Origin of the sequence: Streptomyces regalis (genome assembly GCF_001509475.1) — a bacterium.
Taxonomy (GTDB): domain Bacteria; phylum Actinomycetota; class Actinomycetes; order Streptomycetales; family Streptomycetaceae; genus Streptomyces; species Streptomyces regalis.
The window spans coordinates 47673-68047 of the sequence record NZ_LLZG01000354.1 but is presented as its reverse complement, the minus strand read 5'-3'; the positions used below and the strand labels follow the sequence as shown (position 1 = coordinate 68047).

General features: G+C 70.4%; 19 protein-coding genes. 9 read left to right on the top strand and 10 right to left on the bottom strand.

Going from position 1 to position 20375, the window contains the following annotated elements; all coding sequences use genetic code 11:
* The first annotated feature begins 20 nt into the window (after positions 1-20).
* Positions 21-494, top strand: a complete 474-nt coding sequence (locus ADL12_RS30190) for a hypothetical protein (RefSeq protein WP_159053334.1) — start codon at positions 21-23, stop codon at positions 492-494.
* 8 nt (positions 495-502) lie between these two features.
* On the opposite strand, the gene ADL12_RS30185 is transcribed toward ADL12_RS30190, so the two are convergent.
* Genes ADL12_RS30185 through ADL12_RS30175 form a run of 3 tightly spaced genes read right to left on the bottom strand, consistent with a single transcriptional unit; the run spans position 503 to position 2841 of the window.
* Positions 503-1273: an enoyl-CoA hydratase/isomerase family protein gene (locus ADL12_RS30185; protein ID WP_062707314.1), complete on the bottom strand. Its 771-nt coding sequence runs from the start codon at positions 1271-1273 to the stop codon at positions 503-505.
* The gene (locus tag ADL12_RS30180; protein WP_062707311.1) at positions 1270-1686 is read right to left on the bottom strand and encodes a Zn-ribbon domain-containing OB-fold protein; all 417 of its coding nucleotides are present in this window, start codon (positions 1684-1686) and stop codon (positions 1270-1272) included. Before ADL12_RS30180 ends, ADL12_RS30185 begins: the two co-directional genes overlap by 4 nt.
* 6 nt (positions 1687-1692) lie before the next feature.
* The gene (locus tag ADL12_RS30175; RefSeq protein WP_062707304.1) at positions 1693-2841 is read right to left on the bottom strand and encodes a lipid-transfer protein; all 1149 of its coding nucleotides are present in this window, start codon (positions 2839-2841) and stop codon (positions 1693-1695) included.
* Positions 2842-2943: 102 nt separating this feature from the next.
* Between ADL12_RS30175 and ADL12_RS30170 the strand changes: the two genes are divergently transcribed.
* A complete protein-coding gene (locus tag ADL12_RS30170) occupies positions 2944-4497 on the top strand; it encodes a FadD3 family acyl-CoA ligase (protein ID WP_062707301.1) in 1554 nt (517 codons plus the stop codon).
* Positions 4498-4501: 4 nt separating this feature from the next.
* On the opposite strand, the gene ADL12_RS30165 is transcribed toward ADL12_RS30170, so the two are convergent.
* The 5 genes from ADL12_RS30165 to afsR all read right to left on the bottom strand — a co-directional run bounded on the left by ADL12_RS30165 (position 4502) and on the right by afsR (position 10127).
* Complete coding sequence (locus ADL12_RS30165; protein WP_208614646.1) at positions 4502-4771, bottom strand: hypothetical protein; 270 nt, start codon at positions 4769-4771, stop codon at positions 4502-4504.
* Positions 4764-5123 (bottom strand): hypothetical protein, encoded by a 360-nt coding sequence (locus tag ADL12_RS30160; protein WP_062707298.1) that lies wholly within the window; start codon positions 5121-5123, stop codon positions 4764-4766. The genes ADL12_RS30165 and ADL12_RS30160 overlap by 8 nt, the downstream gene beginning before the upstream one ends.
* 56 nt (positions 5124-5179) lie before the next feature.
* Entirely contained in the window at positions 5180-6610 is a 1431-nt protein-coding gene (locus ADL12_RS30155; RefSeq protein ID WP_063806752.1) for an O-antigen ligase family protein, read from the bottom strand.
* Between the two features lie 188 nt (positions 6611-6798).
* Positions 6799-6969, bottom strand: a complete 171-nt coding sequence (locus ADL12_RS54315; RefSeq protein ID WP_159053333.1) for a hypothetical protein — start codon at positions 6967-6969, stop codon at positions 6799-6801.
* 194 nt (positions 6970-7163) lie between these two features.
* Positions 7164-10127 (bottom strand): SARP-family global regulator AfsR, encoded by a 2964-nt coding sequence (afsR, locus tag ADL12_RS30150; RefSeq protein WP_062707295.1) that lies wholly within the window; start codon positions 10125-10127, stop codon positions 7164-7166.
* Between the two features lie 187 nt (positions 10128-10314).
* Here afsR and ADL12_RS30145 point away from each other — a divergent pair, with 187 nt between their 5' ends.
* The 3 genes from ADL12_RS30145 (at position 10315) to ADL12_RS30135 (ending at position 13274) form a co-directional block, all read left to right on the top strand.
* A complete protein-coding gene (locus ADL12_RS30145; protein WP_208614645.1) occupies positions 10315-11553 on the top strand; it encodes an amidohydrolase family protein in 1239 nt (412 codons plus the stop codon).
* Positions 11550-12494 carry a TIGR03619 family F420-dependent LLM class oxidoreductase gene (locus tag ADL12_RS30140; RefSeq protein WP_079052360.1) on the top strand — a complete coding sequence of 315 codons (945 nt, stop codon included), beginning with the start codon at positions 11550-11552 and terminating at the stop codon, positions 12492-12494. Before ADL12_RS30145 ends, ADL12_RS30140 begins: the two co-directional genes overlap by 4 nt.
* A gap of 132 nt (positions 12495-12626) precedes the next feature.
* The gene (locus ADL12_RS30135; protein ID WP_062707287.1) at positions 12627-13274 is read left to right on the top strand and encodes a response regulator transcription factor; all 648 of its coding nucleotides are present in this window, start codon (positions 12627-12629) and stop codon (positions 13272-13274) included.
* On the opposite strand, the gene ADL12_RS30130 is transcribed toward ADL12_RS30135, so the two are convergent.
* Positions 13271-14071 carry a hypothetical protein gene (locus ADL12_RS30130; RefSeq protein ID WP_062707285.1) on the bottom strand — a complete coding sequence of 267 codons (801 nt, stop codon included), beginning with the start codon at positions 14069-14071 and terminating at the stop codon, positions 13271-13273. The two genes, ADL12_RS30135 and ADL12_RS30130, sit on opposite strands and share 4 nt — an antisense overlap.
* A 49-nt stretch (positions 14072-14120) precedes the next feature.
* On the bottom strand, positions 14121-14864 hold the full coding sequence (locus ADL12_RS30125) for a hypothetical protein (protein ID WP_208614644.1): 744 nt from the start codon (positions 14862-14864) through the stop codon (positions 14121-14123).
* 176 nt (positions 14865-15040) lie between these two features.
* Between ADL12_RS30125 and ADL12_RS30120 the strand changes: the two genes are divergently transcribed.
* The 4 genes from ADL12_RS30120 to ADL12_RS30105 all read left to right on the top strand — a co-directional run bounded on the left by ADL12_RS30120 (position 15041) and on the right by ADL12_RS30105 (position 20372).
* On the top strand, positions 15041-15811 hold the full coding sequence (locus tag ADL12_RS30120) for an SDR family NAD(P)-dependent oxidoreductase (RefSeq protein WP_062707282.1): 771 nt from the start codon (positions 15041-15043) through the stop codon (positions 15809-15811).
* Between the two features lie 124 nt (positions 15812-15935).
* Complete coding sequence (locus tag ADL12_RS30115) at positions 15936-17054, top strand: LLM class flavin-dependent oxidoreductase (protein WP_079052357.1); 1119 nt, start codon at positions 15936-15938, stop codon at positions 17052-17054.
* Between the two features lie 124 nt (positions 17055-17178).
* Positions 17179-18909 carry an N-acyl-D-amino-acid deacylase family protein gene (locus tag ADL12_RS30110; protein WP_062707272.1) on the top strand — a complete coding sequence of 577 codons (1731 nt, stop codon included), beginning with the start codon at positions 17179-17181 and terminating at the stop codon, positions 18907-18909.
* 8 nt (positions 18910-18917) lie between these two features.
* Complete coding sequence (locus tag ADL12_RS30105) at positions 18918-20372, top strand: aldehyde dehydrogenase family protein (protein ID WP_244188111.1); 1455 nt, start codon at positions 18918-18920, stop codon at positions 20370-20372.
* The last annotated feature ends 3 nt before the right edge of the window (positions 20373-20375 follow it).

Below are 20375 nucleotides of genomic sequence, written 5' to 3'. Positions count from 1 at the left end.
TGGCCGTTACCGTCTGCGTGGTGGTCGCCCTGACCGGAGCCCGGCGCTCCCACGGTGGTGGATGCGACGACAGCTCGAGCTCCCACGGCTCGTCGAGCAGTTCGGGCGGCACGTCGGGCGGCAGCACCTATTACGACGACGACGATGACGACTACGACACGGGGTCGTCCTCGGGCGGCGGTGTGGAGGCGAGCGAGGGGCCGTCCGCGCAGAGCACCAGGGACGTGAAGATCGAGACGTGCGAGTACGACGCGGCCAGGGGGCTCGTCGCGCGCGTCCGCGCCACCAACAGCAGCGCGACCACGACGTACTCCTACACGTTCGACGTCACCTTCAAGGACTCGACCGGCACGACGCTGGACACCGTCACCTCCGGGATCCTCACCGTCGACGCCGGCGCCACCGAGACCGTCGACGCCGTCTCCCGGCAGAGCGCCTCCAGCGGCGGCAGCTGCGAGCTGGGCGGCGCGCTGCGCATGGCCGACTCCTACTAGGCCCTACGTCACCGCGTCCTGAACGCGCGGCGCCGTGCCCGGAACAGCTCGCCCTGCCGCTCGTCCGGCAGGTTCCCGAGCGTGATCAGGTGCGGTGCCTGCGCGAAGGCGTGGGCGAGGGCGGCCTCCCTGGCCGCCCACAGCGCCCGTACCGTCCCCTGGACACCCTCCGTCGGATACCCGGCGATGACGGTGGCACAGTCGACCGCGGCCGCCAACGCCCCGCCGGGCTCGGTGAGTTCCGAGACCAGCCCGACCTCATGGGCCCGCCGCGCCGACAGCCGCTCCGCGCTCCCCATGAGCGCCATCCGCGCGGCCTCCCCGGGCGGCATGCGCAGCGCCATGAGCATCGACTCGTAGGCGCTGACCATGCCGTAGGTGGTGTGCGGGTCGAAGAAGGTGGCGGTCGTGTCGGCGACGACGAAGTCCGCCTCCCCGAGAAGGTAGAAGGCGCCCCCGCAGGCCATGCCCCGCACGGCGGCGACGACCGGCTTCCACAGGTCGTTGGACTTCGGCCCGACCCGGAGCAGCGGGTCGTCCATCATGTACGGCGAGTCGGGCTGCGGAACCACGACATCCCGGTCCAGCCCCGTGCAGAAGGCCCGTTCCCCGGCACCGGTGAGGACGACGGCCCGTACGGTGTCGTCGAACCGCAACTCCCGCCATCCCGCGACGAGTTCGTCCCGCATGGCGAGATCGATGGCATTGAGGTGTTCGGGCCGGTCGAGGGTGACCACGGTGACGCCGGTGTCCTTGTCGGTCGTGACGGTGAGGCTCATGGGCGCTCCAGGACCCACTGGGGCAGGCCGGTGCCGCTGAAGACGGCGTGGACCTTGGCGCCGATGCGGATCCGGTCCGGGGGGAGGGAGTTGAGGGGAGCGTCCGGGCCCGTGACGAGGTTGCCGACCAGGCGTATGCGGGGGGCGTCGGTGAGTTCGACTACGACGACGTTGTACGGCGCCTGCTCCGCGTAGTCGGGCAGGAGGGGCGGGTGAGGGACGACGTACGACCAGATGCGGCCGTGCCCGCTGACCCGCCGCCACTCGCTCGCGAACGACTGGCAGTGCGGACAGCAGGGTCGGGGCGGGAACCGTGGCTCACCGCAGGCGGCGCAGGCCTGGACGCGGAGCTCGCCCTGGGCGGCGTACTGCCAGAAGGGGGCGCCGTCGGGGTCGGTGACGGGGGAGAGCATCCTTGGTCAACTCCTCAGAAGCAGCGCGGAGGTGGGGACGCCTTCGCCGGCGGTGACGAGGCAGGTGGCGGCGCCGGGAACTTGGGCGGTGCTGGTGCCGCGGAGCTGCTTGACGCCCTCGTTGATGAGGTTGAACCCGTGGACGTAGGCCTCACTGAGCCCACCGCCCCCGGTGTTGAGGGGCAGCCGCCCGCCGATCTCCAGGGCCCCCTGCTCGGTGAACGCCCCGCCCTCACCCCTCTCGCAGAACCCGTACCCCTCCAGCGAGAGCGGTATGAGAGCCGTGAAGGCGTCGTAGATCTGGGCGACGTCCACATCCTGTGCGGTGAAGTCGGCGTGCTTCCACAGATGCCGGGCGGCGGTCCAGGCGGGGCCGGTGAGCGGGTCGTCGTTCCAGTAGTTGATCATGCCGTGGTGCTGGGCGGGCAGGCCCTGGGCGGCGGAGTGGACATAGACGGGAGTGTGGCGGCAGTCGCGCGCCCGCTCCCGGCTGACGACCACGCACGCCAACGCCCCGTCCGTCTCCAGGCAGTTGTCGAAGAGGCAGAGGGGTTCGCTGATCCAGCGGGAGGTCATGTACATCTCGCGGGTCAGGGGCCGTTCGTACATCACCGCGGCGGGATTCTGGTTGGCCCTGTTCCGGCAGGCGAGGGCGACGTTGAACAGGTGGTCGCGCGTCGCGCCGTACTCGTGCATGTAGCGGCGGGCGAGCATGGCGATCTCGTCGACGGGGCGCAGGAGGCCGTACGGCCGTGTCCACTGGGCGGGGGTGGGCAGTTGGGCGGCGGTGTTCCGCCAGGGCCGGGGCCCGCTGCCGCGCTTGCGTGACCGCCAGGCGACGCCGACCGTCGCCTGCCCGGTGGCGATGGCGGAGGCGAGGTGCGCGACGGTGGCACACGAACCACCACCCCCGTATCCCACCTTGCTGAAGAAGGTGAGGTCCCCGAAGCCGACGGCTTTCGCCAGCTCCACCTCGTCCGTCTCCTCCATGGTGTAGCTGGCGAGCGCGTCGACCTCACCCGGGGCGATTCCGGCGTCGTCGAGTGCGGCGAGGACGGCACGGCAGGCGAGGGTCTTCTCGTCCTCGGGGAGGTGTCTGGCGAACGGCGTCTGCCCGATGCCGACGATGGCGGTCGCGTCCTTGAGTCCGGCCATGTGCACACCTCCGCGCTGCGGACGGGCTGCTGACAGGGCGTCAGGGTACAGCTAATCTGACGGGTAGTCAGCTAATGCGTCCTGGGTTCGGGGAGGCCGATCGTGGAATGGCAGAGCATCCCGGAGCTGGTCCGTCGGGCGGCCGAGCGGTACGCGGACACCGAGGCGGTGGTGGAGGGCCGGAACCGGATCTCGTACGGCGAACTCGGCGCCCGCGTCGGACGGTCCACGGCGGCCTGCCTGGCGAACGGCATCGAGCCGGGCGACCGGGTCGCCATCTGGGCCCCGAACACGCTCGACTGGATCGTCGCGGCGCTCGGCGCGGTGTCGGCGGGGGCGGTGCTGGTGCCGGTGAACACGCGGTTCAAGGGCACGGAGACCGCGGACGTACTGCGCCGCAGCGGGGCCCGACTGCTCTTCGTGACCGGCACCTTCCTGGGCACCTCGTACGTGGCGTCGCTGCGCAGGGCCGTCGCGGAGGGGCCGGGGCTGCCGGAGCTGCAGCAGGTGGTCGTGCTGTCGGACGACGCCCCGGCGGAATTCCGTACCTGGAAGGACTTCCTGGCGAGCGGGGACGGGGTGGGGGAGGCGGAGGTCCGGGCGAGGGCGGAGGCGGTGGAGCCGGCCTGGCCGTCGGACATCGTCTTCACGTCCGGTACGACGGGCCGCCCGAAGGGCGCGGTGATCACGCATGCGCAGACGCTGCGCGCCTACGAGGTGTGGAGCGACCTGGCGGGCCTGCGGCAGGGCGACCGCTACCTCATCGTCAACCCCTTCTTCCACACCTTCGGCTACAAGGCCGGGGTGATCGCCTGCCTGATGCGGGGCGCGACGATGATCCCCCAGCCGGTGTTCAACGTCGGCACGGCCCTGGCGAACATCGCGGCGGAACGGGTGTCGGTACTGCCGGGCCCGCCCACCCTCCACCAGTCCCTCCTCGACCACCCGGCCAGGACGTCGTACGACCTCTCCGCGCTGCGGCTGGTGGTGACCGGCGCGGCGGTGGTGCCGTTGCGGCTGGTGGAACGTCTGCGCGGGGAACTGGGCGTGGAGACGGTCCTGACGGCGTACGGCCTCTCGGAGGCCAGCGGCATCGTGACGATGTGCCGCCGCGGCGACGATCCGACGGTGATCGCGTCGACGTCCGGGCGGGCGATACCGGGCACGGAGGTCCGCGTCGAGGCCCCGCCCGGCGAGCCCGGCGAGGTCCTGGTGCGGGGTTTCAACGTCATGCGCGGCTACTACGAGGACGAGGCGGCGACGGCGGAGGTACTGACTCAGGACGGTTGGCTCCGGACCGGCGATGTGGGCGTCCTGGACGAGGCGGGCAACCTGCGCATCACCGACCGCATCAAGGACATGTTCATCGTCGGCGGCTTCAACGCGTACCCGGCGGAGATAGAGCAGTTGCTCGGCCTGCATCCCGATGTGGCGGACGTGGCGGTGATCGGCGTACCGGATGCGCGGTTGGGCGAGGTCGGCAAGGCGTACGTGGTGCGGCGGCCGGGTGCGGTACTGACCGGGGACGACCTGATCGCCTGGGCGCGGCGGGAGATGGCGAACTACAAGGTGCCGCGCGCGGTGGAGTTCTTGGGGGAGCTGCCGCGGAACGCGAGCGGGAAGGTGGTGAAGGGGGAGTTGCGGGGGCGGCGATGAAGATTCAGCTGGGCCAGGCGGTGACTTGGAGGATGTAGACGCTCTCGTGCCGGGGGACGGTCAGGTAGAGGAACATGCCGCCGGGCACGTAAGCGGTCTGAACGCCTTCACCCACGCCTTGGTACGCCGATCCAGTCAGGTAGAGCACTTCGGCTGCCCGGACGATCTCGTCGGCTCGCTTTTCGACCTCCGCCACGAATGCGGGCGGTGCCGGTGTGGGACCACCAATGACGTGGCTTTCGTCCGGGTCGTATTCCCAGCGCCAGTCAGTCACGGTTCAGGGACTCCCGGGCATCGGTGTGGAGGATACGGATCTCGTCCATGGCCGCCCGCCAGGCGGGGTCCTCACGGTCGACGATCTGTGCCGTGTACTCGGCGGCCCGGAGCCGGGCGGCTGTGGCCGGGTTCCTGGCGACCTCCACTACGACGGCCCATGCCTCCAGGAACTGCACGATCGGACCGAGGCTGGCTGTCCGCGCGGCCACGGCGATGGCCTCGTCCTTCTGTCGCTCCATCTCGGCAAGCCGATGGGGGGCGACCTGCGCCAGCGCGATCCGCAGGGCGGCGGGTGTCCGCTCCGGCCGGGGGACAAGCGGCCCGTCGGGCTCGAAGGGCTGTGCGGTCATCGTCCGTGATCCTTCCGTGGGCCGTGCAGGGCCAACGGTACGGCAGCGGTGGCCGATTACGCAGGGTGTCCGGAGAGTTGCCTGAATGAAGGGCCGGCGGGGACCTGCGCTGTGGTTACGCCGACGCGTTGTGGCCCGTGCCGCGGGCGCTTGAGCTGGGCCGGGACAGGGGCGGGGGCGGCGCCCGGGCGGCGCCGCCACGTGGCCGGAGCCTCGGCCATGACCACCGCGAGCACGCACCAGAACAGCACATCGATCCGGTCCAGGTTTGCTGGATGGTCCAGCATGCTCATCAGGAAGAACCCGCTCAGCGCAGCGAGCCCGACCGTGCCGATGACCGACTTCGCACGGGCGGCGCGGGCCGCGGAGAACCAGGCGATCACGGCCACCGCGGTCATGGCGAGGAGTCCGAGCGGGCCGGCCTCGACCAGCCAGTTGAGCCAGAGGTTGTGGGCGTGGACGAAGGTGCGGTCGCCGGGCGCGGTGGCGGATATGACGGCGCCGGAGCGGCCGAGCCCGACGCCCAGGGGGTTGTCGGCGGACAGCGAGAGCGCCGCCTCCCAGGCCTGGCCCCGTACCCCCAGCGAGTTCCCCGCCCGGGACACGGCCCAGATGACGCCGGCCGCGGCGAGCAGGGCCAGCGCACCCAGCCCGGCGAACAGCCGGCGCTGCGCCCGGTCGGCGAGCCGGGGCGCGAGCCAGTAGGCACCGCCGAGCAGGAGCAGCCCGGCGGCACCGGCGACGTACCCGGCACGCGAGAAGGTGGTCAGCAGGGCCCCGTATCCGACGACCACGAGCACGACGATCGCCGTACGGGCCGTCCGCTCGTCCACACACACGGCGGCGAGCAGCGCGAACGGCAGCAGCAGGACGAGGAAGGCGGCCAGCAGGTTGGGGTTGGCGAAGGTGCCGGTGGCGCGGATGAGGACGCCGTCACCGGCCGCGTCGCAGGCGACGTCGGTGAGCAGCCCGGTCCGGCAGAAGCCGGTCGGGGTCTCGTTGGTCACCTGGGAGAAGGCACTCGTGGCGGCCGCGGTGACTCCGGCCAGTGCGATGATGCCGATGGCCCGCCATGATTCGGGCTGCGTGCGGCGCAACCCGACGACCAGGTAGTAGCAGCCGATGACGGTCAGCAGCCCGCGCAACGGCGCCGTGGCATGCCCGCCGCCGTACGTCGCCACGGCCCCGGCCGCGACCAGCAGCCCGATGGGCAGATCCAGCCGCGTCCGGAAGTCCCGCAGCAGCGCCCGCGCCCGTCCCGGCACGGGGGCGATGAGGGCCAACAGTCCGAGGATCAGGGCGAGTCGGGCGGGCGTCACGATCCCGACGACCGACTCGACGGGGTCGTCGGGGAAGAAGTCGGTGGCGCAGTCGAGCAGCATGACGACCACCGCGCCGAGCGGAACGAACTGGACGAACCTGACTGTCACCGACGGCCGCCCGGGCCCCGCCACCGCCTTCTGCCCGGAACTCTGCTCGGATGCCATGGCACCCGAGCGTGGCGGGCGGGTGCGACGGGTGGGTGTCGGGAGGGGGAACAGGGCGCGGAAGGTGTGGGGACGGGACGCGGCATCGCGTGCAGCTCACCGCAGGACGCACCTCGGCACGACGCACGTCGACCGCGGCGGCTCCCCCTCCGAGCCGCCGCGGTCGATCCCCGTGGGGTGCTGGTCTGTCAGACCTCTTCGCCCGTGATGTGGGTGTCCCCGAGCGGCTTGACGGTGCCCGCGTCGGCGTCGGTGATGTGGGTGTCCCCGAGCGGCTTGACGGTGCCCGCGTCGGCGTCGGTGATGTGGGTGTCCCCGAGCGGCTTGACGGTGCCGTCGGTCTTCTTCTCTTCGGCCATGCTGTTCAACTCCTGTGGCTGAGTGACGAGGCCCGTCCGGCGACTCCCCCGAGGGTCGCCGGACGGGCTGGTCAGGGCCGTTCACCTTAACGGTGGGCCTCCATGACGAACCGTCTGCCCCCCGACGCGACGGATCGACGGAATTCAGAGTGCCGGGAGGCGATAAACGAACGATGAACGCAGGCCGTGGCCGGCTACGCGGCGGCCACGGGGGTGAGCAGGCCCCGCACTTCCGTGGCCTCCGGGGAGCCCAGGTCGTCGTAGATGGACAGGGCTTCACGCCAACAGGCCTGCGCGCGGTCGAGCTGCCCGATGCCGTACAGGGCACGCCCCAGGACGGTGAGTACGTTCCCTCGCCGCCAGTCCCCGCCGATGCCACGGAGTACGGCGAGCGACTGTTCGGCGAGAGCGGCAGCCTGGGCCGGCTTTCGCTCGGTGAGCAGTATCTCGGCGATCCGGAAGATCGTCATGCCCTCCCACAGACGCTGGCGGCTGTCCCGGAAAACCTCGAGCGCCTCGTTCAACTGCTCGACGGCATGGGTGAGTTCCCCGGCCTGGGCAAGGGCAAGGCCCAGGGCGTAGCGGCCGTTGGCACCCCGCAGGGTATGGCCCAGGCGGTCGTAGATGTCGACGCCCTGTCGCGCGAGCTCGATCGCGCTCTTCGTCTGCCCCATGGCGAGGTGGGAACGGGAGAGGTTGCACAGCGCGCTGGCCTCACCGGCCAGGTTGCCGTCCGACCGGAAGTTGGTGATGGCCTCCTGCAGAAAGGCGGCCCCTTCGGCATGCCGGCTTCGGTAGACCGCGATCACGCCGCGATGATTCGGCACCCAGCTGTTGAGGGCCGGGTCGCTGATCCGTCGTGCCAGAGTCGCGGCCTGGCTCACTTCCTCGTCGGCCTGGGCGAATCGCCCTGCCGCCAGGTGGGCGTCCGTCAACGTCGTCCGAGCCCGCCCTTCCGCCTGGACGTCGCCCGCTGCCTGAGCGGCATCGCGAGCGGCGGTTGCCGCCGCCTCGTAGTCACGGGAGTTGGCGCCGGACTCGGCCAGGTCCTTCGCCGCCCAGAGAAGGTCGACGGCCCTGCGCAGGTCGCCGCTTCGCACGGACTGACTCGCGCAGGCCAGCAGGCAGTTCGCCTCGGAGTACAGCCAGTCCTGAGCCTTGTGGCGCGTGCTGAAGCGCAGGCCCGGGAACTCTCCGTGCTCCAGGTGATCCACCAGCCGGTCCCCCGGCCGCTCGATCGCATAGACCCCCGCCGCCGTGGCCAGATAGAAGTCCAGCAACCGCGAGATCGCCGCATCCCGCTCACTCGGCGGCCACTCGTCCCGCTCCGCACACGCACGCGCGTAGAGCCGCACCAGATCGTGGTACCGGTACCGCCCGGGAGCCGCCGACTCCAGCAAGGACGTGTCGACGAGGGCCTCCAGCAGGTCCTCCGTCTCCTCCATCGGCAGATCCAGCACCGCCGCGGCCGCCGCCAGGGAGATGTCCGGCCCGTCCGCCAGCCCCAGCAGCCGGAACGCCCGTGCCTGGGCGGGCTCCAGGGCGCCGTAGCCCAGTTCGAAGGTCGCCTTCACGGCGAGGTCCCCGGCCTGCAGCTCGTCGAGCCGGCGCCGCTCGTCCGCGAGCTTGGCGGCCAGGACGGAGACCGTCCACGTCCTGCGCGCCGCCAGCCGCGACGCCGCGATGCGGATCGCCAGCGGCAGGAAGCCGCACGCCGCGACCACGTCCAGCGCGGCCTCCCGCTCGGACGCCACCCGCTCCTCGCCCACGATCTTCGTGAAGAGCTGCAGCGCCTCGTCCGGGGACATCACGTCCAGGTCGACCAGATGGGCACCTGCCAGGTCCACCATCCGTACCCGGGAGGTCACCAGGGCCGCGCAGCCCTCCGTGCCCGGCAGCAGCGGGCGGACCTGGGCGGCGTCCTTCGCGTTGTCCAGCAGGACCAGGACCCGGCGGCCGTCCAGGACCGAGCGGTACAGCGCCGCCCGCTCCTCCAGCGAGTCCGGGATCGCCGAGTCCGCCGTGCCCAGGGCGCGCAGGAAGGACCCCAGCACCGTCTCCGGCTCCGACGCCCGCGGGCCCGCGCCCTGCAGGTCGACGTACAGCTGCCCGTCAGGGAAGGCGGTCCGCGCCTGGTGCGCCACGTGCACCGCCAGCGTCGTCTTCCCCACCCCGCCGATGCCCGCCAGCGCCGACACCGCCATCACCCGGCCCTCGGCCGAGGCGAGCACCTCGCTCAACTCCGAGACGAAAGCGGAACGGCCCGTGAAGTCGGGCACGGTCGCCGGGAGCTGGGCCGGGCGCACCGGGGCTGCCGGCGGCTCGGTCACCGGCGCCGACGGTTCCGCCAGCGCCGGGTCCGCCTGCAGGATCCGCTGCTGGAGCTCCTTCAGCCCCGGGCGCGGGTCCACGCCCAGCTCGTCCGCCAGCAGGCGCCGCGTGTCCGCGTACACCGCCAGCGCCTCCGCCTGACGGCCGCTGCGGTACAGCGCGAGCATCAGCAGCTCCCGCAGCCGCTCCCGCAGAGGGTGCGCCGCCGTCAGGGCCGTCAGCTCCGACACCGCCTCCGCGTGGCAGCCCTGCTCCAGGTCCATGTCGAGGCGGGACTCCAGGAGCTGCAGCCGCCACTCCTCCAACCGCACCCGCTGAGCCTCCGCGTACGGCCCCGGTACCCCCGCCAGCACCTCCCCGTCCCACAGCGCCAGCGCCCGCCCCAGCGCCTTGCGCGCCTGGCCCAGATCCCCGGCGTTCCTGGCCTTCTCCCCCTCCGCGGCCAGCTCCTGCGCCACCGCCAGGTCCAGCGCGCCCTCGGCCAGGCCCCGCACCGCGTAGCCGCCCGACTCGCTCGCCAGGACCCCGGGGTCCAGCACCTTGCGCAGCCGGGAGGCATACGTCCGTACCGCGGCCAGCGCCTGCGAGGGCGGCTCCTCGCCCCACAGGGCGTCGATCAGCTCCGCCGCGGTCGCGGTGCGGCCCTCGCGCAGCAGCAGGGCCGCGAGCAGGGCGCGTTGCTGGGGGGAACCGGTGGGGAGCTGCTCCTCGCCGCGCCAGGCGCGCACCGGGCCGAGCACGCCGAAGCGCAGCGGCTCCGCCGGCTCCGCCGTATCTGTCGAGGAGCCGGGACGCCTCTGCTCCGGCACTCGCGGTACCCCGTCCATCGCAGTCCCCCTAGGACCCGTTTACATCCCCGCCAGTTTGCCTTGTTCATGGCAGATGCGTCAGCTGTGGAGAGGGTGATCACAGGCAGGCGCGCGGGATATCACAAGGCCCTCACGTGGTCTCCGCACGGTGGTGCCCGCTCCCGGATAGCTGACGGACCGTCAGATCGGCGCTACCGTGACGGACATGGACACCGAGACGACGTTTCCGCTGATCATCTCCGTCGACGACCACACGGTGGAGCCGCCCACCGTCTGGCAGGACCGGCTTCCGAAGAAGTACCTCGACACCGGTCCGCGCATCGTCCGCGCGCCTCTGAAGGAAATGACCTTCCTCGGCGGCCGGTTCAAGCCCGTCATGGGCCGGCCCGGCGACGACGGTCCCACCGGCGACTGGTGGGTCTACGAGGACCTGCACCGGCCGATCACCCGCCTCGACACGGCCGTCGGCTACAGCAGGGACGAGATCAAACTCGAGGTCATCACCTACGAACAGATGCGCCCGGGTTCCTACGACGTCCCCGCCCGCCTCGCCGACATGGACGTCAACCACGTCCAGTCCGCCCTCTGCTTCCCGACCTTCCCCCGCTTCTGCGGCCAGACCTTCACCGAAGCCGCGGACCACGAGCTGGGCCTGCTGTGCGTCCAGGCCTACAACGACTGGATGGTGGAGGAGTGGTGCGGACCGGCGGCCCAGGGACGGCTCATACCGCTCACCCTCATCCCCCTCTGGGACGCCGAACTCGCCGCCGCCGAGGTCCGCCGCAATGCCGCCCGCGGCGTCCGCGCCGTCGCCTTCTCCGAGATACCCCCGCACCTCGGACTCCCCTCCGTCCACACCGACGACTGGGACCCCTTCCTCGCCGCCTGCGACGAGACCGGCACGGTGGTGGCCATGCACATCGGTTCGTCGAGCCGTATGCCCTCCACCTCCGCCGACGCCCCGCCCGCCGTCGGCTCCACCATCACCTTCGCCAACTGCTGCTTCTCGATGGTCGACTGGCTGATGAGCGGCAAGTTCGAGCGCTTCCCCCACCTCAAGGTCATGTACGCCGAGGGCCAGATCGGCTGGATCCCGTACATCCTGGAGCGCGCCGACGTCGTGTGGCAGGAGAACCGGGGCTGGGGCGGGGTCGCCGACAAGGTGCACCGTCCGCCGTCCGAACTCTTCGCCGACCACGTCTACGGCTGCTTCTTCGACGACGCCTTCGGGCTGCGGAACCTGGACGCGATCGGCGTCGGAAACGTCCTGTACGAGACCGACTACCCCCACTCCGACTCCACCTGGCCGAAGTCCCGCGAGGTCGGCGAGGCACAGATGGGGCACCTGGACGCGGACGTGGTCGAGCGGATCGTACGACGCAACGCCATCGACCTGCTGGGCCTGACGGACGACGGGCTGTGGCCGGGCGGCGGTGCCCGGTGAGTCTCCAGTACGGCATCCAGCTCCCCGTCCAGTCGCAGAGCACGATCTACGCCGAACCCTGGGAGGCCGCCGCCGGCCCCGACGACCTGCTCGCCATCGCCCGCGCCGCCGAGCGCGCCGGGTTCGCCTACCTCGCGAGCTGCGACCACGTCGCCATCCCACGCCGCCTCGCGTCCGCGATGAGCACGGTCTGGTACGACCCCGTCGCCACCCTCGCCTTCCTCGCGGCCGCCACCGAGCGCATACGGCTGCTCAGCCATGTCGCGGTCGTGGGCCTGCGCCATCCGCTCCTGACCGCCAAGCAGTTCGCCACCCTCGATCACCTCAGCGGCGGGCGGCTGATCCTCGGGGTCGGGGCCGGGCATGTGCGGGAGGAGTTCGAGGCGCTGGGCGTCGACTTCGAGCAGCGCGGCCCCGTGCTCGACGAGTGCATCGACGCCCTGCGCGCCGCCCTCGGCCCTGACGAGTACCCCGAACACCACGGCAAGCTCTACGACTTCGGGGGCCTGGGCCAGCGACCACGGCCGACCCAGGAGCACGTCCCGGTGTGGGTCGGCGGGTCGTCCCCGGCCGCCGTACGCCGGGCCGCCCTCAGGGGGGACGGGTGGCTGCCACAGGGGGATCCGCGCGACCGGCTGCCCGCGCAGATCGCCCGGATACGGCGGCTGAGGGAAGAGGCGGCCCGCGGCGGAGCCGCCGATGGATGCGGTCAGGGGCCATTCACCATCGGCGCCATCGCCGAGCCCCTGTACATCGGAAACCCCGGCTGGGCCGTCGGCCGCCGGACCCTCACGGGCGAGCCCGAGCAACTGGCCGAGTCACTCCGGGCGTACCAGGCCATGGGCGTACACCAGCTCCAGGTCCGCTTCCGCAGCCGAAGCCGGACCGAACTCACCGACCAGATGGAGGCGTTCGGGACGCAGGTGGCACGGTTGCTGTAAGCGCCCCTCAAGGGGCCGCGGGGCGGCACCTTCCCGCTCTCCTTGAAAGCTTGAACATGTCCACGCCGACCCCCGTATGTATGGACGTACTGACGTACGGCTGACACGGCTTCGGCGGAAGGACACAATGGCGTGCGCACTTCCCGGAAACTCACCGTCGCCCTCGCCTGCCCCGAGGGCACCTGGCCGCACCCCGACTGGCCGGCCCCGGACGACCCGTACGTCGGTCAGGTGGTCCAGCTGGAAGCCCCGTTCAAACCGCCGGAGGCGACCGCGGACGTCGTGATCCTGTGCTGCGAGGACCCCTCGGCGCCCCTGCGGCAACCGTGGGCCGCCGACGTCCCGGTGATCGTCATCAGCCCGCGCCGGGACACCGAGACCATCGTCGAGGTGTTCCGCGGCGGGGCGGGCTATCTGGTCGAGGGCGACTACTGCACCTGCATGCTTTCCTCGGCCGTCGTCGGTGCCACCGTCGGGCACACCTACCTCTCCCCGGCGGCCTGTGCCGCCCTGCGCGAAGGGGCGCGGCGGATGCCCACCGGCGGGGAGGCCATGGAGCGGCTGCGGTCGCTGCTCTCGCCGCGCGAGCGGCAGATCATGGAGCTGCTGTCGACCGGCCTGGGCGCGCAGGAGATCGGCCTGCGATTACGGCTCAGCGAGAAGACCGTCCGCAACAACCTCAGCAACATCTACGCCAAGCTGGACGCACGCGGCAGCACGGACGCGGTCCTGCGGTGGCTGGGAGCCGCGCCCGTGCTTCGCATCAGGGAATGTGGCTAAGGTGCCGCAGCCCCCGACACCTCCGACAGCGGGATCTCGACGTCGGTGACGTTCTCGCCGCCCGCACCGAATCCGGGTTCCGACCTCAGGGCGCGGGTCGAATTCTGAATGCCGGAGGCTTCAGGACTTCCGCACTTCACATTGCGCAGCCAGAGGCGGCCGTCGGGAGTGCCGTTCTTCAGGATCTGCGGATAGAAGACGTGTACGTCCGCGGCGCCCTCGCTCGGCGAGAAGAACACCTTCTGGCCGTCCTGTGCCTCCTTGTACGTGGCCTTCAGGAATCCGCTCACATCGGTGCGCTTGGCGGACCACATGAAGAAGCCGAGGCTGTCCGCCTGCACGGTGTCCGTCCTGCTGAACGCCAGCGTCGTCGTCTTGTCGTCGCGCGTGATGTTGATTTCCGACGTGTTGAACTTCACGCCGATCTCGAAGAAGGAATTGCCGAGCTTCGTGCCGCCGTCCGCGGTGAATCCGTCCTCGAGCTGGATGATCCTGGTGACGGACGCGCTCACGTTGAAGGTCTTCGAGGCGGTGCCCGTCGATCCGCAGTTGTCGCTCACCGGGGAGACCCGTTGGTTGGGTCCGAGGCTGTCCCGCTTGAACTGGACGTCGACGAACTCGCAGTTCTCCAGCTTGTCGGAGTCCGCCGAGCAGTCGGCGGTCACTTCGGAGGGGGTGGCAGCACCCGCCGGGTTCATCAGCGGGACGGCCACCGCGACGGCCACCAGCGGGGACAGGGCGAGGACGATGCGCTTCTTCTTGCTCCGGTGGCTTCTGCTGCGGCCGGCGCGTGTCATGGGGGTTCTCCTATGGAACGTGGGGGATCGGGGGGGTAGTGGTCGAGGCTCAGCAGTCGGTCAGTACGGCCTTGGAGGTGCCGTCCACGACACCCGGAGCACCCGCCGCACCCGGCAGGACGACGGGGCCCTCGACGACGTCCGGCGCCACGAAGTTCTGCTCGGGGGAGGGGTTGGTGACGGTCGTCGCCTCACGGGCGTCGATCCGCACCCGCCATTCGCCGGTCATGCGCTGCATCTTCGGCGTGAACTCCATGTGGAGCACCTTGCCGACCGGCACTTCACGCTGTTCCGTGTCGCCGGCGGTCGCCGACTTCACGGTCATGTCGAGGGTTCCCTTGTGCTTGAGCCAGGACCCGGTCAGTGCTCCGAAGAGCCCGCCACCGCCGCCCTGTTGGGTGACGGTGTACTTGCCCTGTCCCTGGGCCGCCGTCGCCGACCAGGTGATCGACACCTTCGAGGGTTCGGTGGCGTTCGGTTCGCAGTTCGGGAAGTCGATGGAGGCCTTTTCGGTCGGCCCGTCGAAGGTCTCGAACTTCGTCTCGACGAAATCGCAGTTGTCGGAGGCGAAACTCGGTCCGGCGACGGGGTGGCCGCCGAAATCGAAAATGGACTGCTGCTTGCCATTGAGCACCTTGGCCCGCTGGCACATCGTCATGATCTGCTCGGGCGTCTTCTCGTCGGCGGCGTTCGCCGACGGCAGCAGTACGGTGGCAATGGCCCCGCCGGTCACCAGGGCCGCTCCGACCGCCACGATCCTGATCTTCTTGTTCTTCAGTCTCCGCTTGGGCATGGCGAAGATTTTGGATTCTCTTGACGGACGCCGACAGGGTCAAACATCCCTACTTGTGAGTCACGTGAGATTCGCCTCAGCAACGTCCAGGACTTGCATCTGACGCATCGTCAGGTATGGCGCTACGATGCGGAATCCACCGTGTCCACGGTGTCCACCGTGTGAAGGGGGCCGTAATGGGCAAGCTCGACGGACGGGTCGTCATCGTCACCGGGGCGGCGCGCGGGCAGGGCGAGCAGGAGGCGCGGCTGTTCGCCGCGGAGGGTGCGAGAGTCGTCGTGGCCGATGTGCTCGACGACCAGGGCGAGGCCCTCGCCGAGGAGATAGGCGCGCTGTACGTCCACCTCGACGTGGGCCTGGAGGCCGACTGGCAGGCCGCCGTCGCCGCCGCACGCAGGGCCCACGGCCACATCGACGGGCTGGTCAACAACGCCGGCATCCTGCGCTTCAACTCCCTCGTCGACACGCCCCTCGACGAGTTCATGCAGGTCGTCCGGGTCAACCAGGTTGGCTGCTTCCTCGGCATCAAGACCGTCGCGCCGGAGATGGCCGACGGCGGCACCATCGTCAACACCGCCTCGTACACCGCGGTGACCGGCATGGCGGCCGTAGGAACGTACTCCGCCACCAAGCACGCCATCCTCGGTCTCACCCGGGTCGCCGCCCTGGAGCTGGCACCCCGTGGCATCCGGATCAACGCCATGTGCCCCGGCGCCATCGACACCGCGATGTCCAACCCGTCGCTGCTGGATCCCGAAGCGGACGCCGAAGAAACGTCGAGGGCGCTCGACGGGCTCTACCGCAAGCTCGTGCCGCTCGGCCGGATCGGGAAGCCGGAGGAGGTGGCGCGGCTTGCGCTGTTCCTGACCTCGGAGGACTCCTCGTACATCACCGGGCAGCCGTTTGTGATCGACGGGGGCTGGCTGGCGGGGGTCTCGGTCATCTGACTGCCGCCTGACGCCTATCTGACTGCCCGTCAACTATTGACCATCCTTGCGCCCGGTGCCACAGTCGGCGGCATACCCGCCGATCTGACGATGCGTCAGAAACTACTGGGGACGGTGAACCTCCTTGGAATTCGGGCTCTTTGTACAGGGATACGTGGGCAAGCGCGCCGAGACCGACCCGCTCGCCGAGCACAAGGCACTGATGGAGGAGACCGAGTACGTCATCCAGGCGGACCGGTCCGGCTTCAAGTACGCCTGGGCGTCCGAGCACCACTTCCTGGAGGAGTACTCGCACCTCTCCGCCAACGACGTCTTCCTCGGGTACCTCGCGCACGCGACGGAACGGATCCATCTGGGTTCCGGGATCTTCAATCCCCTCGCCCAGGTGAACCACCCCGTGAAGGTCGCCGAGAAGGTAGCCATGCTCGACCATCTCACCGAGAACCGCTTCGAGTTCGGGTCGGGCCGGGGCGCGGGGTCGCACGAGATCCTCGGGTTCCTGCCGGGGATCACCGACATGAACCACACCAAGGAGATCTGGGAAGAGACCATCGCCGAGTTCCCGAAGATGTGGCTTCAGGACGAGTACGCCGGCTTCCAGGGCAAGCACTGGCAGCTCCCGCCGCGGAAGGTTCTGCCGAAGCCGTACGGGAAGTCCCACCCCGCCATGTGGTACGCCGCCGGGTCGCCGCCCTCGTACGCCATGGCCGCGAAGAAGGGGCTCGGGGTGCTGGGCTTCAGTGTGCAGAAGGTCGCCGACATGGAGTGGGTGCTGGAGCAGTACAAGACGGCGGTGGTGAACGCCGAGCCCATCGGTGACTTCGTCAACGACAACGTGATGGTGACGACGACGGCGATCTGTGCGCCCACGCACGCCGAGGCGATCGAGATCGCGGTGCGGGGTGAGCTGCACTACCTGCCGTCGCTGGTGTTCCGGTACCACGACACGTTTCCCCGTCCCGAGGGGTTTCCGGTGTGGCCGGAGACGTTGCCGGAGTACACGGCCGAGTTCGTGGAGCTTCTCATCGAGGAGGAGCTGTTGATCTGCGGGGATCCGGATGAGGTGTTCCGGCAGTGCAAGCGGTGGGAGCAGGCGGGGGCGGATCAGTTGAGCTTCGGGTTGCCGGTCGGGGTGCCCAAGGAGGAGACGCTGCAGACCATCCGTCTCATCGGGGAGCACGTGATTCCGAAGATCGATACGGATCCGGTTCATCGGACTACGCGGTTCCGGAGGGGTGTCTGATCGCCGTTGGCGGGTGCGGGTTCGTGGGGGCTGGTCGCGCCCACGCGGCGGAGCCGCAAATCGACACAGCCCCGCGCCCCCTGAAGGGCGTAGTCCGCACCGGAGTTGAGGAGGCAACGACGTCATGCTCGACCACCTGATCAAGGGCGCGACCGTCGTCGACGGGACCGGCGCGCCCGCCTACACCGCCGATGTCGGCATACGCGACGGTCGTATCGCCGTCATCGGCATCGTCACCGAAGAGGCCCGTACCACCGAGGACGCGCACGGACTCGTCCTCGCCCCCGGATTCGTCGACCCCCACACCCACTACGACGCCCAGCTCTTCTGGGACCCGTACGCCACCCCCTCCCTCAACCACGGCGTCACCACCGTCGCCGCAGGGAACTGTGGGTTCACGCTCGCGCCGCTCAATCCCGCCCGTCCGGACGACGCCGACTACACGCGCCGCATGATGTCCAAGGTCGAGGGGATGTCGCTGGTCGCGTTGGAGGAGGGGGCGCCCTGGAGTTGGCGGACGTTCGGGGAGTACCTGGATGCCCTTGAGGGGCGGATCGCCGTCAATGCGGGGTTCATGGTGGGGCATTGTGCGTTGCGGCGGCATGTGATGGGGCCGGATGCGGTGGGCGGGCAGCCGAGTGCGGAGCAACTGAGCGAGATCGTACGGCTGTTGCACGACGCCATGGACGCCGGTGCCTGGGGGTTCTCCACCACCCAGTCGTCGAGCCACTCCGACGGGGACGGCAGGCCGGTGGCCTCCCGGCATGCCGGGCCGGACGAGCTGCTGGCGATGTCGCGGGCGGTCGGCGAGCACGAGGGGACCCAGATCGAGGCGATCGTCGCGGGGTGCCTGGACCAGTTCAGCGACGCCGAGATCGAACTGTTCGTGGAGATGAGCGCCTCCGCCGGACGGCCGCTCAACTGGAACGTCCTGACCATCGACTCGGCCGTTCCGGAGCGGGTGCCGCGGCAACTCCTCGCGAGCGAACAGGCCCGGAAGGCGGGCGGCCGGGTGGTGGCCCTCACCATGCCGATCCTCACGCCGATGAACATGTCCCTGGGCACCTTCTGCGCCCTGAACCTCATCCCCGGGTGGGGGCCGGTCCTCGGGCTGCCCGTGCCCGAGCGGATCGCCAGGCTGCGCGAGCCGGACGTGCAGGCCGAGTTGCTCCGGCACGCCACCTCCAAGGAGGCGGGTGTCTTCCGGCGGCTGACGAACTTCGCGCGGTATGTCATCGGCGACACGTACAGCGAGGCGAACGCCGGGCTGACCGGCCGGATCGTAGAGGACATCGCGCGCGAACGCGGTCAGGAACCCTTCCAGTGCCTGGTCGAGATCTGCGCCGCCGACGATCTGCGGACGGTCCTGTGGCCCATGCCCACCGACAACGACCCCGCGTCCTGGTCCCTGCGCGCCGAGACCTGGCAGCACGAGGACGTGATGCTCGGTGGATCCGATGCCGGGGCGCATCTGGACCGGATGTGCGGGGCGCCGTACACGACGCGGTTCATCGGGGACTGTCTGCGCGGGCGGAAGCTGGTCGGCCTCGAGCAGGCGGTGAAGATGCTCACCGATGATCCGGCGCGGCTGTTCGGGCTGCGTGAGCGGGGCCGGGTGGAGGAGGGCTTCCATGCCGACCTGGTGCTCTTCGACCCGGAGCGGATCGACGCCGGTACGGCGACCCTGGTGTACGACCTGCCGGGTGACAGTCCGCGGCTGGACTCCAAGGCGATCGGTGTGCGGGCCGTGTGGGTCAACGGGGTCGAGGCTATCCGGGACGACGAGGTGAGCGGGGCGGTGCCGGGCAAGGTGCTGCGCTCCGGGCGGGACACGCGGACGGTGGCGACAAGGTGACTGCTCAGGTGACTGCTGAGGGGCAGCGTCTGTTCGTCGGTGGCGCCTGGGTGGAGCCGGACGGCGGTCACTACGAGGTCGTCGACCCGGCGACCGAGGAGACCGTCGGCTGGGCACCGGAAGCCTCGCGGGATCAGGTGCACGCGGCCTGTGCCGCGGCCCGCGAGGCCTTCGGGCCGTGGTCGCGTACGACGCCTCAGGAGCGGGCGGCGGTGCTCGCGCGTACGGCGGAGATCATCGGCGAGCGTTTCGCGCCATACGCCGCACTCGCCCAGGCCGAGACCGGCGCGACCACGGGGACGGCCCGGGGCATGCAGGTGGGTGTCGGGGCGGCCCGTTTCCGGCGGTACGCGCGCGTGGAGGACGCCGAGTGGGCGATCCCGCCGCAGATCAACGAGGCCGGGCCGATGGGCAAGGCGGGGGTGATGGGGGCCCTTGCCGTACGGCAGCCCGTCGGGGTCGTCACCTGCATCACCTCCTACAACAACCCGTGGGCCAACCCGGCCGGCAAGATCGCCCCCGCGCTGGCCATGGGCAACACGGTCGTCGTGAAACCGGCGCCGCAGGATCCGCTGTCCGTCTACCGGATGGCGGAGGCGCTGGAGGCGGCCGGGGCGCCGGCGGGTGTCGTGAACGTCGTCTCCGGGCGGGCGGTGGAGGTCGGCGAGGCGGCCGTCTCGTCCCCGGACGTCGACATGGTGAGCTTCACCGGCTCCACGGCGGTCGGGCAGCGCATCGCCGAGGCGTGCGGGCGGGACATGAAACGCCAGTTGATGGAGCTCGGCGGGAAGGGCGCGGCGGTCGTCTTCGACGACGCGGACCTCGGGTCGGCGGTGGCCGGGATCGGGACGACGTTCTCCTTCTACAGCGGGCAGATCTGCACGGCGCCGACGCGGGTGCTGGCCCAGCGGGGCGTGTACGACCGGCTGGTCGAGCAACTGGCCGTGTATGCCGGTCGGTTGAAGGTCGGGGATCCGCGCGAGGCGTCCACGGTCGTCGGGCCGGTGATCTCGGCGGAGCACCGGGACCGGGTGGAGTCGTACGTGGAGACGGGCCGCAAGGAAGGCGCGGTGGTGGTGGCGGGTGGTGAACGGCCGCCGTACGAGAAGGGCTTCTACGTCGCCCCCACCCTCCTCGCGGACTGCGCCAACGACATGCGCGTCGCCCGCGAGGAGATCTTCGGACCGGTCGTCTGCGTGATCCCCTTCGACGAGGAGGAAGAGGGCATCGCCCTCGCCAACGACACCGACTACGGGCTCATCGACTACGTCTGGTCCGGCGACGTGGCCCGCGCCTTCCGGGTCGCACGGCGGCTGCGGGCGGGCGGGGTCGGGATCAACACGGTCGGGCGAAACATGGAGGCGCCGTTCGGGGGGTTCAAGATGAGTGGGGTGGGCCGGGACGTCGGGTCGTACGCGCTGCACGCGTACAGCGAGGTGCAGGCGATCGTGTGGCCGGGATGAGCC

Bases quoted from the DNA above. Each gene is read 5' to 3' on its own strand.
- ADL12_RS30185 (WP_062707314.1), bottom strand. From the start codon at position 1,273: ATGAGCCTCACCGTCACGACCGACAAGGACACCGGCGTCACCGTGGTC.
- ADL12_RS30180 (WP_062707311.1), bottom strand. From the start codon at position 1,686: ATGCTCTCCCCCGTCACCGACCCCGACGGCGCCCCCTTCTGGCAGTAC.
- ADL12_RS30175 (WP_062707304.1), bottom strand. From the start codon at position 2,841: ATGGCCGGACTCAAGGACGCGACCGCCATCGTCGGCATCGGGCAGACG.
- ADL12_RS30160 (WP_062707298.1), bottom strand. From the start codon at position 5,123: ATGACCGCACAGCCCTTCGAGCCCGACGGGCCGCTTGTCCCCCGGCCG.
- ADL12_RS30155 (WP_063806752.1), bottom strand. From the start codon at position 6,610: ATGGCATCCGAGCAGAGTTCCGGGCAGAAGGCGGTGGCGGGGCCCGGG.
- ADL12_RS54315 (WP_159053333.1), bottom strand. From the start codon at position 6,969: ATGGCCGAAGAGAAGAAGACCGACGGCACCGTCAAGCCGCTCGGGGAC.
- afsR (WP_062707295.1), bottom strand. From the start codon at position 10,127: ATGGACGGGGTACCGCGAGTGCCGGAGCAGAGGCGTCCCGGCTCCTCG.
- ADL12_RS30145 (WP_208614645.1), top strand. From the start codon at position 10,315: ATGGACACCGAGACGACGTTTCCGCTGATCATCTCCGTCGACGACCAC.
- ADL12_RS30130 (WP_062707285.1), bottom strand. From the start codon at position 14,071: ATGACACGCGCCGGCCGCAGCAGAAGCCACCGGAGCAAGAAGAAGCGC.
- ADL12_RS30125 (WP_208614644.1), bottom strand. From the start codon at position 14,864: ATGCCCAAGCGGAGACTGAAGAACAAGAAGATCAGGATCGTGGCGGTC.
- ADL12_RS30120 (WP_062707282.1), top strand. From the start codon at position 15,041: ATGGGCAAGCTCGACGGACGGGTCGTCATCGTCACCGGGGCGGCGCGC.
- ADL12_RS30110 (WP_062707272.1), top strand. From the start codon at position 17,179: ATGCTCGACCACCTGATCAAGGGCGCGACCGTCGTCGACGGGACCGGC.